The organism is Enterobacter asburiae (assembly GCF_024599655.1).
Taxonomy (GTDB): Bacteria; Pseudomonadota; Gammaproteobacteria; order Enterobacterales; family Enterobacteriaceae; genus Enterobacter; species Enterobacter asburiae_D.
Window position 1 is genome coordinate 1,481,340 of the sequence record NZ_CP102247.1, and the last position, 15,863, is coordinate 1,497,202.

Consider the following 15,863-nt stretch of genomic DNA (forward strand, 5'->3'; position numbering starts at 1 on the left):
TGTAATCCGAGTGCAAAAAAACAACTAATCCCACAGTCAGGTACCTCCTTTCCTGAGACACCTGACTTGCTCTGCTCTGACCGCTTTTGGTTCGGGAAACCATCCAGACTGAAGTTATGCAAAGTCAAATTGGCTAACTGATTTATCACTGCTGGCATTCAGAAAATCAGTCCTTTTTCGCCGTTAATGGTGTGGAACTGCTGCAGAATACCCAATGCCTGAGTTGATACTGGAACCAGATGCTCTGTATGGATTTTTGAGCCTCGATGGTAATGCTTGACCCCGTCAAAAGGTTTCCGCTTAGGGGGAATGGTCCACATGGATTTCCTGAAGTCGATTTCATACAACCTGGCAAAGCGTATTACACTGGAACGGATGAAGATAAGCAGGGTACGTTTAGTTGCCAGTCGGGTGAGAGGATGTCCTCTGTAGGTATCCAGTCGTTCAAGAAGCTCTGAAATATGATTTAAAGCGAGGGCAGGGCGGTACTGGCGTTTCCCCGTTGTTAAAGCGCCAGCAATATCCACGGCAGGGTTATAGCTAATAATGACTGATTCGCAGCATAGCGCATGATTGTAGTGATACGCTGCTGAAGGCGCGCTGCGACTTCATATATCTCCTTTACTTCGGCTGTTTTAACGGGAACTTATAAGGTTGTCCTCCGGCTTATTTACACGTATTTTAGTGTCAGTTAACACCATTGGCGGCATATCCTGATAGTAAAAGGGGTATAAATTTTATCGAATTCGACTATACCCTCAGTTGTATCAACTAAAGGGGGGTGATTCGGGTTGAAGTACATTGAGTTGAGTGGAGTCAATGGATTGCAGAGGTGCTGATTTTAGCGGGCCTGGAATGCAAAAACGGACCTCCATGGAGGTCCGTTGATATGAATTTGGTGCCCCGGAATCGAATCCGAACCAAGGGCATGGGGATTTTCAAAACTGGTGCTTAATTTGGCACTTCTGACAGTAAAGGCCAGTCTTCTGGTACCAGGGCAGGGGGCTTTGTCCAGGGGCGCTCGGTTAAAGCATCCTGGAACCACTGGTCGCGAAGATTTGCGTGCTCTGTCACGATAAGCTGGAAGCCTGGGACTTCTTCTTGTGTAAACTTCAGCAGTAATGCAAACAGTCTACGTACTGCTGCTAAGTCAGCATCAGCTTCCGTTTTCTGAACAGTACCATCAGCTTCCTGGTATATTTTTTCAGAAGGGAAATAAACTTGGGTAGGCTGATCAATTAAAAGAAACTGAGGGATGGGGCAATTGTTCTTTGAGGCAAAGAGATGAAGGGCTAACAATGCAGACAGGTGATAAGCGAGATGATTTTCGCCACCTCCAGTTCGACTCATTGGTACCGGACGATCTGTACGATCAAAGATAATAGTCATTTGGCTTAGATCAAACCGTGCAGGGAGCCCCTGAAATTCTGCATCAAAAGCCATGATGTAGCGCGTAATCTGTGACGAAATGTTATTCAGAATAGATATGAGTCTTTCATGGCTGCTATCAGCTCCAACTTTCCTTTGTAGGTCTTTGACTTTGAGCTTAAGACGACGATTTTCTGCTTCATATGTGGCCAGCTCAGAATTAGGTACAAGGTCTTCAAGGAACAAACTTATACGACCAATTACTCTTGCCGCAGCATTATTGCGTGTGCCTAATTGCTCAATAACTTCGTTTGCCGCGATTGCCGCAGCAAGCTCCACTTCTTTGGCTCTTATCGAGCTTACAATGGTCTGAACCTCATCTTCTAGTTGAGTAAGATAAGCATCCATTTTAGGGCGTTGGCCAGCCACAATGCTCATTTCAGCGTCGAGAGTTGTTAGTTCGCTCAGGAGTGCTTCAGCAATTGGAGATTCCAGTGCTAAATTTGCTTCACAGAAAGGCCATTGCCATTCGCCAGTTTCCGAATTTTTCGGTAGAGCCTTGATAGAAGATAATCGGTCTTGCTGTTCTAAAATTTCTTTTTCAAAATTACCTGATTGCTTGGCATACATCCGAGCAGAATCAATTCGGGACTGGATCTGACGTCTGTCTTGTCGTAAACCAGCAATTTCATTTTCAAGAATAGATATTCTATGTCCATCGTCTTCAGGTAGGGGGGACGGAATCCACTGCATTGCAGAACGCAAAACATTAATTACTTCGTCAGTTCCGATTCTGTCTTTGTCTTGTGTGATGATACCTACGGCTCTGGCTTCAGATAAAAGCCCAGAACCTTTTAGCAGTGATGTATCGATTGTATCGCGAGCTTGTTCAAGACGTTTGGCGTTGATTTTCAGATCTCGCTGCGCTGTTCGGAGTTTGGCCTCAAGTTCATAGCGTTCATTTGATGAAATGCCTAGAAGAATCGGTAATGTGTCGCGAATAGCTTGTGGCTGAAATGCCTCATTTTGTCGATAAAAAAGTTGATCTTTATTTGCTACAAGGCCCTGCTTTTGGAAAAGGTAATAAAAAGTATGCTTGATGTTTGCATCAAAGCTTTCTCTGCTGTGCCCAATTGCCACGTCTGTACGGTTCTCGCGGATGCCAAGTAATCGTGACAACAGTGCGACTACTGAATCATCATCGGTGTTAACCGAGAGGTCTTTGAAATTTGGTGCGGTCAGTTCATTTCCTCGTCGCAGCATAACGGTGCCACAGCTTGTGGCTCCTGCATTTGGTGTTGGTTTCGCGATCAGTACTTGTTCCTGTGAAAATTGATAAATGACTGCGAACCATGACACTTTATCACGAATAATACCTTCTGGTACGTTAAAGGTAGATCGACCCATGCAGTATTCAATGATCTCAGAAAGAGCTGATTTACCGGTTGAGGAACGGCCAGTAATGACATTTAAACCATTAACCTTAAATTGCAGGTCCCGACGTTGGCCATCATGGCTGTAGACATGAATCGACTTAATTTTCATGGGCGTATTCCAAAGGTCGTGTACACCGTAACGCGATCTGCAATACGGGCAAATTCTTTTCCTATATAGCGCGCGACACGCTGGCATGAGATAGATTCTTCAGTCCCTATGACCGATTTGCGAACTTTATTAGGTACTGTTTTCAATCGGCCGTCTTGCGTTACAACAAAACATCCTCGTTCCATGAGCACTCCAAAAGCTTCTAGCGTAAATGGCAGCATATTATTGACGCGGTTAGCAAAATTAATGAGTAATTCGGGATTGTTTTCTATAGTTTTCAAAAGGTAGCGGCGAGGATTTTCAGCAAACACTTGGCGAGAATCTTTTTGCAGACATAATGGTAAAACTAAAAGAGTCAGAGAAAATGGCATGCCCTGTGAGTTTTCCTCTTCGTAGCTCTGCATTGCTCTAAATAGTACAACACCACAAAATGCTGGATTGAAAAGATTTCTTATCTCGAATGGACGCTGATCCCATTGCTTCATGCTTGGGCTCCCAACAATTGACCAACTCTATTTAGGAATTGGGGATGCCAGAAAATTTTGGGTAGTGGTCTACTGTTCGCAAGGATGTGAAATCCTCCTCGAACTACATAAGGCTCAGTCACTCGTTCTCTGATACGCAATGAGTGAATATTACCACTTTCAAGATCGGCCCATTTATACAATGCTTTTCCCGCAGTAATAAGTACTTCTTCAGCTGAATTTTCATCTAATTCTTCAAAAACGACATCTTTATATCGACTCCATTCATCAACAAGGCGGTCTTCATAATCTTCCATCTCTCCTGTTACCAAAAGGTTTTCACGTGCCCATGAAGAACGCTGCTCAAATGCTCTGTAGTAGTCGAGAATCGCGTTTCGGATTCGATTAGAGGAAACCCCTATTTCACGGAGTTGCACAACAAAGAGCCTGGGATCATTCATCGCATCGATTTCTCCAACGGGCATTTTTCCTCTGAAAGTAATCGGCAGATTGTCCGATTTGTACTCTTCAGAAAATGCTGCAAGTTTGTCTGAAATCTCATAACCAAAAATCGCCTCTTTACGTTTCCCTGTTAGCAGATCGACTATGGTGTTATTCCACCAGCCTTCAAGTCGTTCAAAAATAGCGTCTCGGTTATCACGTCTAATGATACGCATGTGCTGATTTTTGATAATTGCTGGGAGGTCTTCAATGCGAGGCCCGCCATCAAATATGATTATACGTGATAAGAAGTCATCTTTTTGCTCATCAGTCAGTTTATTGAACTCATCGGCTATTGCCGTGATCAGTTTTGACTTGCTTCTAGCTAGAGCTGTGTTGGTGAGTTGAGTTATTGATACTGAATTATCGTTTTTTGTTGGCGGTTCGACTAAGAAGTGTTGCAGGAATGAGGAGTTTGAGATAGATCCGGTCGTAAACAGAAAGAAACGAAGATTTGCTTCTGTTTTACCATCACGATTATAGCGGTCAAGCCAGATGCGGACTGACTTCCAGAAATCGGTAGACAGGTCGGTTAGAGTATCTCCATCCCCTTTGTGTTTGAGCGATGCCAGTGTTTTGACACCATCAAAACTAACGAAGTCTAGGTCATCATCTTTTTCGATCAAAACAGATGTATCTTCTGGCCACTGTAGAAGCTTAAGTAGCGCAAAACGAGGCTGATAGATATACCCTAAGCCCTGTTCACCAGCAGCGTATTGATCGCTAAATACTCTGGTCATTTTTAGTCCCTGCGTCGATTGCGCTTTCAGCTGTACGGAAAAATGACTCATGAAAGCAACAAGCTACCATCCAATGTTTGGCGGTACGTATCACATCATCGATATTAGCTTAAAACAATACCACTGTGTTTCCTGCGTGAATAGAAAAAGTAAGTGCTTAAGGATGCTAAATGTGAAGTGAATAGCCTTCCGTGCCAATGTTTATCGCGCTAATGAGGCACTTTGTAACCTGAATGGAAAACGGCGTTCGGTCATGTGAAGGTTTTCGTTGTAAAAACTCTTCTTCATGGGGGACCCCTTACGTTGCTGATGAAGACATTACTAACACAGCGGTGTATTAATCAACGGGGATCAGGTCAATCCTCCTCAACAGTGGCGAGTCTCTGACCGTCAGGAGCCTTGCTGAAGAATTTAACGTTTGCGAAAAAACAATACGGCGTAATCTAACCGAATGTCTTGCTTACCTGAACTTGCTCCGTCAGAGAAAGCAGTACAGGATCGCTTCACGCTGGAGTTCATGCAGCGCGGTAAATATGCCAGAAGGTTATAGAACAAACAAAAAATAAAAGAATTACGTTCCCCGCACCTTCAGGTGCGGGTGAACAACCACTAACTTTTTGTCGATGAACTGAGAAGCTTGTCAATATAATCAGCGTACCACTGCATCATTTCTCGTCTTCCATCTAGATACTGTGCATGGTTATATGTGCCGCGAATGCTATTTTTATCCACGTGAGCGAGCTGCATCTCGATCCAGGCTGTATTAAAGCCCTGTTCATGCAGAATGGTGCTCATGGTATGGCGAAAACCATGTCCAGTCGCTCTCTTATCATAGCCAATCCTTTTAATAACCATATTAACGCTAGCTTCACTCATCGCTTTGTTAACATCGTTTCGTCCTGCAAAAATAAGCTGGTAGGTTCCTGTTATTTCTTGCAGTTGACGAAGAGCGCTCAAGGATTGAGCAGATAACGGGATTACATGAGGACGTTTCATTTTCATTCTATTTTTGGGAATTTCCCAGATACAATTATCGAAGTCAATTTCACTCCATTCAGCCAGACGTAACTCTACTGTTCTCAAGCCTGTCAGCATGAGCAAACGGGTTGCGAGAAGAGTAATAAGACTTCCAGAGTAGCTTGATAACTTTTGCAAAAACTCAGGCAGCTCAGCGGCGGTAAGGAAGGGATAGTGCTTTTTCTCATGGCCTTGCAAAGCGCTACCAAGATCAGCAGCAGGGTTGTATTCGGCACGACCTGTAACAATCGCGTAGCGAAAAACCTCACTACAACGCTGGCGTACTTTGCTTGCAAGCTCATGCGCTCCCCGCTTTTCCATTCGTTGTAATACGGACAAAAGCTCCAGTGGTTTTATGTCATTAACTGGCTGAGAGCCTAGATAGGGGAAGACATTATTTTTAAAAGCTCGTTTGACGTAATCAGCATAACTTTTTGACCAACCAGAAACTTTTGCACTGTACCATTCGAGCGCTATTGCTTCAAATGTGTTGGTAACCAAGAGTTTTTTAGCTAATTGCGTGGCTTTTTTGACCTCTCCCGGATCCTTATCATTCGCCAATACCTTTCTTGCTTCATCTCTTTTAGTGCGAGCTTCCGCAAGTGAGATGTCCGGGTAGGTTCCGAATGAGAGCTTTTTCTCTTTCCCGGCAAATCGATATTTCATGCGCCAGTACTTTGAACCGTTAGTATTGACCATGAGATAGAGCCCTCCGCCATCAGAGAGCTTATAGGCTTTGTCTCTGGGCTTTGCAGTCTCGACCTGACGCGCATTTAAGGTCATTTTTGGGGGCCTCATTTTTCATTGAACAGAATAAGCCCCCACTAAGGCCCCCACGTGTTTATTGATTCACGTTGAAATGGGTAGACATCAGTTGACGTCGCATAGCCAGAGTAGAGGGTTTATATCTGATTATAAGAGGGTTTTATTGAATTTGGTAGATGTCAGAAGATGTGTGTATGGTGTCCCCTGCAGGAATCGAACCTGCAACTAGCCCTTAGGAGGGGCTCGTTATATCCATTTAACTAAGGGGACGAGGCGGCACGAGTATAGCTCTATTTACACTTTGGGTTAAGCGCATTGCCGCCTGACTGCTCAAAGAGTCACCATTCAGGTCGATTTTTTTGTCGATTTATCATCATTTTCCCGTGCCTTAAGCTCAGCTTTGCGTTTGTTCGACATGTCGTTACGGATTTGGGCATGGCTTAACAGCGCGAAGATAAACGTTCCGCCGCAGATGTTTCCCGCCAGCGTCGGAAGGGCGAACGGCCAGAAAAAATCGCTCCAGTGAAGCGTACCGTTAAAGACCAGATAGAGGATTTCCACGGTGCCGACCACAATATGCGTGGTGTCCGCCAGCGCAATCAGCCACGTCATGAGTATGATCACCACAATTTTGGCGCTCCCCGCTGAAGGAAACATCCAGACCATCGTGGCGATAATCCAGCCGGAGATGATGGCATTTGAGAACATCTCGACCGGGGTGTTTTTCATCACATCCATGCCAATTTTCACAAACGCATCCCGGGTGGGTTCATCAAAGATCGGCATATATTCAAACGCCCATGCCGCGATGCCCGTGCCGATGATATTACCCAGCAGGACCACGCTCCAAAGCCGCATCAATAAACCGAAATTACCGAGGGTGGGGTTTTGCATTACCGGCAGAACCGCGGTCACCGTGTTTTCGGTAAACAGCTGCTGGCGGGCCATGATGACAATAATAAAGCCGAAGGTATAGCCGAGGTTCTCCAGTAAAAATCCGCCGGGTACGCCTTCCAGCTGCACATGAAATATCCCTTTTGCGAGCAGTGACGCGCCCATTGAGAGCCCGGCAGCAATGGCTGACCAGAAGAGGGCCATGGCGTCGCGCTCCATCTCCTTTTCGCCATCCTGGCGGATATGCTCGTGGATGGCCATCGCGCGGGAGGGGAGGCGATCTTCATCAATTTCTATCTTCTCGCCGCGCGCTTTCTCCTCGCTTTCAATTTCAAGTTCCTCAGTGTTCTCGCCAATTTTTTCTTCGCCCACGTCTTTCATATTTGCTCCCGGAGGTTGATCTTTCTGTTAAGCGTAGCGGCTTTTATCGGGATGCCTGTGGGGATGCTCTTAAATTGGCGGCAATGACAACAAAGGTGATACATCTCTTTCAAAGTCATTATAAAATTGCCAGCGAAACGAATTCCAAAAGCCAGGCTATGCTGAGATCAGAGTCACGGTGGTTACTGCCCGTAATTGTGCTCATAGACATCGGTAAACGTGCTGTTACAATCGCTTGCACGTTTACAGACGGAGCGTCAACGGCTCCGTTACGGATGGCAATCAACGATAGCCATACTGAACAGGGAGATATTTATGAAACTTCGGCTGTCGGCGCTTGCGCTTGGCGCGACGATGCTTGTGGGCTGCGCCAGCTCCGGTGAGCAAACGGGACGCTCCGATCCTCTCGAAGGATTTAACCGCTCAATGTATAGCTTCAACTACAACGTACTGGACCCGTATGTGGTTCGTCCGGTGGCAGTAGCATGGCGCGATTATGTTCCACAACCAGCGCGTAACGGGTTAAGCAACTTTACCAGCAACCTCGAAGAACCTGCGGTAATGGTGAACTACTTCCTGCAGGGCAACCCGTATCAGGGGATGGTCCACTTTACCCGCTTCTTCCTGAACTCCATTCTGGGGATGGGGGGCTTTATTGATGTTGCAGGTATGGCTAACCCGAAACTGCAGCGTGAACAGCCGCACCGCTTCGGCAGCACGATGGGACATTACGGCGTCGGGTATGGTCCGTACATGCATTTACCGTTCTACGGCAGTTTCACCCTCCGTGATGATGGCGGCGATATGGCGGATACGCTGTATCCGGTCTTGTCATGGCTGACCTGGCCGCTGTCGGTGGGTAAATGGACGGTGGAAGGGATTGAAACCCGCGCACAACTGCTCGACTCTGATGGTCTGCTGCGCCAGTCTTCTGACCCGTACATTATGGTACGTGAAGCGTACTTCCAGAATCATGACTTTATTGCCAACGGCGGTAAGCTGAAGCCGGAAGAGAATCCAAACGCGAAGGCGATCGAAAACGAACTAAAAGACATCGATTCGGAATAAATAAAAAAGGTGAGCAATGCTCACCTTTTTTGATTTCAGCGCAATTAGAACGCGTAGTTGAAGTTCGTACCGAACAGCCAGGCTTTACCTTCAGAGGTAAACTCGTACGGACCTTCTTTGAACGTCACTTTCTGACCGTGCATATAAGATACGCCCGCGTCGATGGAGGCATTTTCGTTGAGCGCATAGGTCGCGCCAGCACTCAACCAGAAACGGTCCTGATCCGGAATGGAAATGGAACGTTTGTCTGCCGGAACCGGGCTGTCGTCAAATGCGATACCGGAACGGAAAGTCCAGTTTTTATCGTAGTAGTAGGTAGTACCCAACGCAATACGATAGGCGTCGTGGAAGCTTTCGTCCTTATAGAACAGCGTTTGACCATTGGTTCCGGTCGCTTTCAGCTCCTGGAACTGGCTCCAGCTGGTATAGGCCAGGCTGTAGTGAATGGCCCATTGTGGTGCAACGCGGTTGTAACCGGAGACTTCCCACATTTCTGGCAAATGCAGTGACAGTGAACCTGGAACGGTCTGGTTTGATGTTCCCCAAGGAATGGTGGTGCCCGCACCTGGAACCAGATTGTTCACAGGCGTCAGGATGCCGCTCTTGTAATCGCCGTCGAAGTCAATTTTGACTTCAGAACGATAGGTCAGGCCCCAGCGGTTGTTTTTATCCAACTCGTACAGGATGCCGGCGTTCCAGCCATAGCCCCACTCATCACCTTTAAGGCTGGCAATTTTATTGCTGTTTTTAGGCAGGCGAGCAGTCTGTTCCCCGGCATAACGTTCGATTTTGGCATCAGCATAGACGGCATCAAAGCCCAGACCAAAACTCCAGCTATCGTTCAGGCGATACGCACCGCTCAGGTTAAGGTTCAGCGTAGTAAGGTCTGTTTTACCGCCGTATTCACCTGCCGGATAGTTGTTATTGAACTCGGTAGCAAGACCGTAGTTAGACGTTACGGATGCACCCCAGCCAAACTGTTCGTTGATAGGTGCAACGAAGTGCAGGTTCGGGATCCATGCTGTTGGGGCAATATTGTCCGCTTTAAGGCTCGCACCTGAAGGCGACTTGCCGGAAATATTGACATCAGGATCGATATACACCGCACCAGCAGAGAAAGTCGGACGATCAAACATCATGATCAATGCAGGGTTACGACTCGCGTTACCTGCATCATCAGCAATAGCGCCTTCCCCGGAATACGCACGGCCAAGGCCAGAGGAAGAAAATTCGTTTAACTGAAAGCCCGCTGACCAGGCGGAAGTGGAGACGAGTGCCACTGCGACTGCCAGCGCAGTCTTGTTGAACAGGGTTTTCTGGCTCATGACCATAACCTCATTGAGTTATTTTTATTCAATAATTGTTACATACCGTAACAGGAGCGCGAAGTGTAGGGTCTGAGGTATGACAGACAAATCAGACCAGTGGCCAGAGTATAGGTCTGACCAGCCGGAATGTTGCAAGTTTGTTTATTAATATTTTCAAACATGTTTCGTGAAACGAGATCTGGTTGGCAAAATTGTGACCATCGCGACTCACCCAAAAGGGTGGTTTTTGTTTTAGATCATTTTTTAGTGTGATATTGGTCACTTATCCGATTTTGCGCCATTAACGGCTGGAGAGAGCCCGCGCCGGGGCGTAAAATAGCAGCATCGTGTTTATCTCGCGCGCTGCGCGAATACAGAGGAAATTGAGCTATGAGTAAATGCAGTGCTGATGAAACCCCGGTTTGCTGCTGTATGGATGTTGGGACCATCATGGACAACACCGATTGCACCGCCTCTTACAGCCGCGTATTCAGCAACCGTGCCGAAGCGGAAGAGACCCTGACCGCACTGAGCAAGCGTGCGCGTGATGTTGAATCCGATCCGTGTGAAATCAAGTCTACCTTTACCGAAGTGGAAGGCGGCGTGAAGCTGGACATCGACTTTGTCTTCGCCTGCGAAGCAGAAACGCTGATTTTCCAGCTGGGCCTGCGTTAATCCCTGCGGTCTGGTGCCCTCACCCCGACCCTCTCCCACGGGAGAGGGTGCAAACATTAAAAACGGTAACCTACGGGTTACCGTTTTGCTTTTACCTTGCGCACCCGGCAACAAACCGCACAAATGCCTCTGCCATGCAGGGGCATTTTCTTTTTCTTCTCTGTGCCTTAGCTCGCACTTTTTCGTTTCCCCGATTGGCTGAATGTAAAAAAATGGTTAAGACTATTATCAGGTCAGACCACTTTATGTTTGAGAAAATTTTTTACAGGGGAGTGTTATGAGTCAGGCATTACCGCTTATTACCCGTCAGGGCGATCGCATTGCCATAGTCAGTGGATTGCGCACGCCATTTGCGCGTCAGGCAACGGCGTTTCATGGCATACCGGCCGTCGACCTGGGGAAAATGGTAGTGGGGGAGATGCTGGCTCGCAGCGAAATTCCGCCTGAGGTCATTGAACAGCTGGTATTCGGTCAGGTCGTGCAGATGCCTGAAGCCCCCAACATTGCGCGGGAAATCGTCCTCGGTACCGGGATGAACGTGCATACCGATGCCTATAGCGTCAGCCGAGCCTGCGCAACCAGTTTCCAGGCCGTGGCTAACGTCGCTGAAAGCCTGATGGCGGGCACTATTCGCGCCGGGATTGCGGGGGGGGCGGACTCCTCTTCGGTGCTGCCAATTGGGGTCAGTAAAAAGCTGGCGCGCATCCTGGTAGATGCCAATAAAGCCCGCACGACGGGTCAGAAACTCAAACTCTTCTCGCGTTTACGCCTGCGAGACCTCATGCCTGTACCACCTGCCGTCGCGGAATACTCCACCGGCCTGCGCATGGGCGATACCGCCGAGCAGATGGCTAAAACGTATGGCATTACCCGTGAACAGCAGGATGCCCTGGCGCATCGTTCACATCAGCTTGCGGCAAAAGCCTGGTCGGAAGGCAAGCTGAGCGACGAGGTGATGACGGCTTATATCCCGCCTTATCGTGAACCGCTCGCGGAAGATAACAATATTCGCGGTACCTCGACGCTGGCGGATTACGCAAAGCTGCGCCCGGCGTTTGACCGCAAGCACGGCACGGTGACGGCGGCGAACAGTACGCCGCTGACGGATGGCGCCGCCGCCGTGATCCTGATGACTGAATCCCGCGCTAAGGAGCTGGGCATCACCCCGCTAGGGTATTTACGCAGCTATGCCTTCACCGCCATTGATGTCTGGCAGGACATGCTGTTAGGTCCGGCGTGGTCCACGCCGCTGGCGCTGGAGCGCGCGGGGCTAACGCTGGCTGATTTAACCCTGATTGATATGCACGAAGCGTTTGCCGCGCAAACCCTGGCAAACGTTCAGCTGCTGGCAAGCGAGCGTTTCGCGCGCGATGTGCTGGGCCGCGCCCACGCCCCAGGCGAAGTGGATCAGAGTAAATTCAACGTGCTGGGCGGCTCTATCGCCTATGGTCATCCGTTTGCCGCCACAGGGGCAAGGATGATCACGCAAACATTACATGAACTCCGTCGCCGTGGCGGCGGGTTTGGCCTTGTTACCGCCTGCGCGGCGGGTGGCCTTGGCGCAGCAATGGTTCTGGAGGCTGAATAATGGATATGCCATCTGCATTTAATCTGACAGTTCGCCTCGATAACGTGGCCGTTATCACTATTGATGTGCCTGATGAAAAGATGAATACCCTGAAGGCCGAATTTGGTGTTCAGGTGCGCGCGATGCTAAAGCAGATCCGCGACAATAAAGCCATTCGTGGTCTGGTGTTTATCTCTGCCAAGCCGGATAACTTTATCGCCGGGGCCGATATCAATATGATCACCCGGGCGCAAAGCGCTCTGGAAGCCGAAGAGCTGGCGCGTCAGGGCCAGCAGGTGATGGCGGAGATCAGCGGCCTGCCGATCCCGGTTATTGCCGCGATCCACGGCGCCTGTCTGGGCGGCGGGCTAGAGCTGGCGCTGGCCTGTCACAGCCGGATTTGTACTGACGATGCGAAAACCATTCTGGGTCTGCCGGAAGTGCAGCTGGGCCTGCTGCCAGGCTCCGGCGGAACGCAAAGACTGCCGCGCCTGGTGGGCGTCAGCACGGCGCTGGAGATGATCTTAACCGGTAAACAGCTGCGCGCCCGCCAGGCGCTGAAGTCCGGTCTGGTCGATGACGTCGTGCCGCAGTCCATTTTGCTGGAGGCCGCCGTTGAGCTTGCGCTGAAAGGGCGTCAGGCAAGACGGCCTCTGCCGGTACGTGAGCGCGTGCTGGCCGGCCCGCTGGGGAGAACGCTCCTGTTCAACATGGTGGGCAAAAAGACCGAACAAAAAACCAAAGGCAATTACCCGGCGGCAAAGCGAATCCTGGAAGTGATCGAAACCGGTCTGTCGCAGGGCAGCAGCAGCGGCTATGCCGCTGAAGCTAAAGCCTTTGGCGAGCTGGCGATGACGCCGCAGTCACAGGCGCTGCGCAGCATCTTCTTCGCCAGCACGGACGTGAAAAAAGATCCTGGCAGCGAGGCTGAGCCTGCGCCGCTGCGTGCCATTGGCGTACTGGGCGGGGGGCTCATGGGCGGCGGTATTTCTTTTGTTACCGCCAGCAAAGGCAAATTGCCTGTACGAATCAAAGACATTAATCCTAAGGGGATCAACCACGCGCTGCAGTACAGCTGGCAGAACCTTGATCAAAAGGTCAAACGCCGCCATATCAAGGCAAGCGAGCGTGATAAAACCCTGGCGATGATTTCCGGTACCACGGATTACAGCGGTTTTGCGCACCGCGATCTGGTGATTGAAGCCGTGTTTGAGGATCTGGCGCTTAAGCAGCAGATGGTGGCAGACGTTGAGCAACATTGCGCCCCACATACCATTTTTGCGTCCAATACGTCGTCATTACCCATTGGCGATATCGCGGCGAAAGCCGAGCGTCCGGAGCAGGTGATTGGACTGCATTTCTTTAGCCCGGTCGAAAAAATGCCGCTGGTGGAGGTGATTCCGCATGCGACCACCAGTCCGCAAACCATCGCCACGGTAGTCAAGCTTGCGAAGAAGCAGGGGAAAACGCCGATCGTGGTAGCAGATAAAGCAGGCTTCTACGTTAACCGCATTCTGGCTCCCTACATTAATGAAGCAATGCGGTTGCTGACGGAAGGCGAGAAAATCGAACACGTCGATGAGGCGCTGGTAAAGTTTGGTTTCCCCGTTGGCCCAATCCAACTTTTGGATGAGGTGGGAATAGATACCGGCACTAAAATTATACCAGTGCTGGAAGCCGCCTATGGCGATCGTTTTAGCCCACCTGCAAACATTGTTTCTGCGATTTTGAAGGACGATCGCAAAGGCAGAAAAAATGAACGCGGTTTCTATCTTTACGGCGCGAAAGGGCGTAAAAGCAAGAAACAGGTCGACCCTTCGGTTTATGGGCTTATTTCGACCACCGGTCAGGGAAAACTGTCCGCCGTTCAGTGCGCTGAGCGCTGCGTGATGATGATGCTCAATGAAGCGGCGCGCTGCTTTGGTGAACAGGTGATCAAGAGCGCACGCGATGGTGACATCGGCGCGGTATTTGGCATTGGCTTCCCGCCGTTCCTGGGCGGCCCGTTCCGTTACATGGATACGCTCGGCGCGGGTGAAGTGGTTGCTATCCTGCAACGTCTGGCTTCGCAATATGGTCCACGGTTTACACCCTGTGACGAATTATTGCAGATGGCGGAACGCGGCCAGACATTTTGGTCTGCAAGGGAAACTGTCCTCGTAAGCTGAGGTCAAAGAAGGGTAAATCCTGAAGTGAATGAACCTGTTCTGGCGATTTTGTAAACAGAGATTGACTATACTTACGCCATTGAGGTAAAAAACAGCGTTTCATTCACCGAATGGATCAGGCACAATGCCCGGCCATCGGGTTTTCTACCTCGCAGTATTTATCGCGGGTAGCTAACGCCGGTGATTCTGGTTAACAAAAGCGGTGCAATATGCAAGTTTTTATCATGCGTCACGGCGACGCGGCACTCGATGCCGCCAGTGACTCAGTACGTCCTTTGACCGTCTGTGGCTGCGACGAATCTCGTCTGATGGCGACCTGGCTTAACGGTCAAAAAGTGGACATCGAACGCGTTCTGGTGAGTCCGTTCCTGCGTGCAGAACAGACGCTGGACGTGGTAGGGGAGTGTATGAACCTGCCATCCAGTGTGGATGTTCTTCCTGAACTCACCCCATGTGGCGATGTAGGCCTTGTCAGCGCTTATCTTCAGGCGCTGTGCAATGAAGGTGTCGCTTCCGCGCTGGTCATTTCCCACCTGCCACTGGTTGGCTATCTGGTATCTGAGCTGTGCCCTGGCGAGACCCCACCGATGTTCACGACATCCGCCATTGCCAATGTTTCTCTCGACGAAACGGGCAAAGGTGTCTTCAACTGGCAAATGAGTCCGTGCAACCTGAAGATGGCAAAAGCGATCTGACGTGACGTGCGATATGGCGGGGTGCAATGTGCTTCCCGCCATTCTGTCAGGGCAACTCTGGCGGCTGCCACTCTTCCACTTCAATCAACACCAGCAATGCGGCATCTCCGCCGTACTCTTTGGGTGCCTGATGAAAAGCCATCACGTGTGGATGCTGAGCCAGCCACAGTGGCGTCTGTTGCTTGAGGATATGTTTACCGTGGCCATGCATCACGCAGGCGCAGAAAACATGTTCACGGCGACAGGCAGCGATCAACGCTCCCAGCTCCTGTTTCGCCTGCATCTGCGTTAAACCGTGCAGATCGAGAAACAGCTCCGGCGAATAATCTCCGCGACGTAACTTTTTCAGCTCAAAATGGCTGACGTCTTCGCGCACGTATTTTACAGCCCCCTGCGTGTTGAGCAGCGGCTGAAATTCATCTGAAAAATAGTGGCTGTTATCCGCCTGCTCCTGCAGCAGGCGTTTGACCGGTACTTCGCTGATTTTTTTACGCTGCGGGCGATGGACGATGGTGTCCTGCGTGATTTTACGCGTCCCGGTCATTAGCTGTTGGAAGAGCGCCTGATCCTCCTCGCTGAGCGATGTTTTCTTTTTCATTCGTCATTCTCATCTCGTATTTCCGACAGTGTACCCGACTAAACGCATTTTTTAACCTCAAGCGAGACGCGTCATTGCTGATTTATCGCCGTCTTCATGGCAAACTAGCC

13 protein-coding genes, 1 tRNA gene and 1 pseudogene are annotated in these 15,863 nt (G+C 49.7%); 6 read left to right on the forward strand and 9 right to left on the reverse strand.

Annotated elements, in window-relative coordinates; translation table 11 throughout:
* Positions 1–161 precede the first annotated feature (161 nt).
* The 4 genes and pseudogenes from NQ230_RS07070 to NQ230_RS07085 form a co-directional block, all read right to left on the reverse strand.
* Positions 162–646: pseudogene (locus NQ230_RS07070) on the reverse strand (tyrosine-type recombinase/integrase); the annotation flags it as partial.
* Between the two features lie 305 nt (positions 647–951).
* A complete protein-coding gene (locus NQ230_RS07075; protein ID WP_257260589.1) occupies positions 952–2,913 on the reverse strand; it encodes a DUF3732 domain-containing protein in 1,962 nt (653 codons plus the stop codon).
* Positions 2,910–3,398: a three component ABC system middle component gene (locus NQ230_RS07080; RefSeq protein ID WP_257260590.1), complete on the reverse strand. Its 489-nt coding sequence runs from the start codon at positions 3,396–3,398 to the stop codon at positions 2,910–2,912. Before NQ230_RS07080 ends, NQ230_RS07075 begins: the two co-directional genes overlap by 4 nt.
* Entirely contained in the window at positions 3,395–4,618 is a 1,224-nt protein-coding gene (locus NQ230_RS07085; RefSeq protein ID WP_257260591.1) for an ABC-three component system protein, read from the reverse strand. Before NQ230_RS07085 ends, NQ230_RS07080 begins: the two co-directional genes overlap by 4 nt.
* Positions 4,619–5,001: 383 nt before the next feature.
* Between NQ230_RS07085 and NQ230_RS07090 the strand changes: the two genes are divergently transcribed.
* Entirely contained in the window at positions 5,002–5,184 is a 183-nt protein-coding gene (locus NQ230_RS07090) for a hypothetical protein (RefSeq protein ID WP_257261325.1), read from the forward strand.
* 43 nt (positions 5,185–5,227) lie between these two features.
* Here NQ230_RS07090 and NQ230_RS07095 read toward each other — a convergent pair whose 3' ends face one another.
* From NQ230_RS07095 to NQ230_RS07105, 3 genes are all read right to left on the reverse strand, one after another.
* A complete protein-coding gene (locus NQ230_RS07095) occupies positions 5,228–6,418 on the reverse strand; it encodes a tyrosine-type recombinase/integrase (protein ID WP_257260592.1) in 1,191 nt (396 codons plus the stop codon).
* Between the two features lie 177 nt (positions 6,419–6,595).
* A tRNA-Arg gene (locus NQ230_RS07100) sits at positions 6,596–6,670 on the reverse strand.
* Positions 6,671–6,745: 75 nt separating this feature from the next.
* Positions 6,746–7,675 (reverse strand): formate/nitrite transporter family protein, encoded by a 930-nt coding sequence (locus tag NQ230_RS07105; protein ID WP_121425235.1) that lies wholly within the window; start codon positions 7,673–7,675, stop codon positions 6,746–6,748.
* 315 nt (positions 7,676–7,990) lie between these two features.
* On the opposite strand from NQ230_RS07105, the gene mlaA reads away from it, so the two are divergent.
* The gene (gene mlaA / locus NQ230_RS07110; protein ID WP_121425236.1) at positions 7,991–8,743 is read left to right on the forward strand and encodes a phospholipid-binding lipoprotein MlaA; all 753 of its coding nucleotides are present in this window, start codon (positions 7,991–7,993) and stop codon (positions 8,741–8,743) included.
* A 44-nt stretch (positions 8,744–8,787) separates the two neighbouring features.
* On the opposite strand, the gene fadL is transcribed toward mlaA, so the two are convergent.
* A complete protein-coding gene (gene fadL / locus NQ230_RS07115; RefSeq protein ID WP_121425237.1) occupies positions 8,788–10,068 on the reverse strand; it encodes a long-chain fatty acid transporter FadL in 1,281 nt (426 codons plus the stop codon).
* A 372-nt stretch (positions 10,069–10,440) separates the two neighbouring features.
* Between fadL and NQ230_RS07120 the strand changes: the two genes are divergently transcribed.
* The 4 genes from NQ230_RS07120 (at position 10,441) to sixA (ending at position 15,155) form a co-directional block, all read left to right on the forward strand.
* Positions 10,441–10,725: a YfcZ/YiiS family protein gene (locus NQ230_RS07120; protein WP_045330955.1), complete on the forward strand. Its 285-nt coding sequence runs from the start codon at positions 10,441–10,443 to the stop codon at positions 10,723–10,725.
* 277 nt (positions 10,726–11,002) lie between these two features.
* Positions 11,003–12,313, forward strand: coding sequence for an acetyl-CoA C-acyltransferase FadI (fadI, locus tag NQ230_RS07125; protein ID WP_257260593.1), 1,311 nt, complete (start codon positions 11,003–11,005; stop codon positions 12,311–12,313).
* Positions 12,313–14,460, forward strand: a complete 2,148-nt coding sequence (gene fadJ, locus NQ230_RS07130) for a fatty acid oxidation complex subunit alpha FadJ (RefSeq protein ID WP_257260594.1) — start codon at positions 12,313–12,315, stop codon at positions 14,458–14,460. Before fadI ends, fadJ begins: the two co-directional genes overlap by 1 nt.
* A 209-nt stretch (positions 14,461–14,669) precedes the next feature.
* Positions 14,670–15,155, forward strand: a complete 486-nt coding sequence (gene sixA, locus NQ230_RS07135; protein ID WP_045330962.1) for a phosphohistidine phosphatase SixA — start codon at positions 14,670–14,672, stop codon at positions 15,153–15,155.
* 46 nt (positions 15,156–15,201) lie between these two features.
* Here the strand turns inward: sixA and smrB are convergent, their stop codons facing one another.
* Positions 15,202–15,753, reverse strand: coding sequence for an endonuclease SmrB (gene smrB / locus NQ230_RS07140; RefSeq protein ID WP_032643455.1), 552 nt, complete (start codon positions 15,751–15,753; stop codon positions 15,202–15,204).
* Positions 15,754–15,863: the final 110 nt, after the last annotated feature.

Coding starts and splice junctions, on each gene's coding strand:
- smrB (WP_032643455.1), bottom strand. CDS start 15,753: ATGAAAAAGAAAACATCGCTCAGCGAGGAGGATCAGGCGCTCTTCCAA.
- NQ230_RS07075 (WP_257260589.1), bottom strand. CDS start 2,913: ATGAAAATTAAGTCGATTCATGTCTACAGCCATGATGGCCAACGTCGG.
- fadJ (WP_257260594.1), top strand. CDS start 12,313: ATGGATATGCCATCTGCATTTAATCTGACAGTTCGCCTCGATAACGTG.
- NQ230_RS07095 (WP_257260592.1), bottom strand. CDS start 6,418: ATGACCTTAAATGCGCGTCAGGTCGAGACTGCAAAGCCCAGAGACAAA.
- NQ230_RS07120 (WP_045330955.1), top strand. CDS start 10,441: ATGAGTAAATGCAGTGCTGATGAAACCCCGGTTTGCTGCTGTATGGAT.
- fadI (WP_257260593.1), top strand. CDS start 11,003: ATGAGTCAGGCATTACCGCTTATTACCCGTCAGGGCGATCGCATTGCC.
- NQ230_RS07085 (WP_257260591.1), bottom strand. CDS start 4,618: ATGACCAGAGTATTTAGCGATCAATACGCTGCTGGTGAACAGGGCTTA.
- NQ230_RS07080 (WP_257260590.1), bottom strand. CDS start 3,398: ATGAAGCAATGGGATCAGCGTCCATTCGAGATAAGAAATCTTTTCAAT.
- NQ230_RS07105 (WP_121425235.1), bottom strand. CDS start 7,675: ATGAAAGACGTGGGCGAAGAAAAAATTGGCGAGAACACTGAGGAACTT.
- mlaA (WP_121425236.1), top strand. CDS start 7,991: ATGAAACTTCGGCTGTCGGCGCTTGCGCTTGGCGCGACGATGCTTGTG.
- fadL (WP_121425237.1), bottom strand. CDS start 10,068: ATGAGCCAGAAAACCCTGTTCAACAAGACTGCGCTGGCAGTCGCAGTG.
- sixA (WP_045330962.1), top strand. CDS start 14,670: ATGCAAGTTTTTATCATGCGTCACGGCGACGCGGCACTCGATGCCGCC.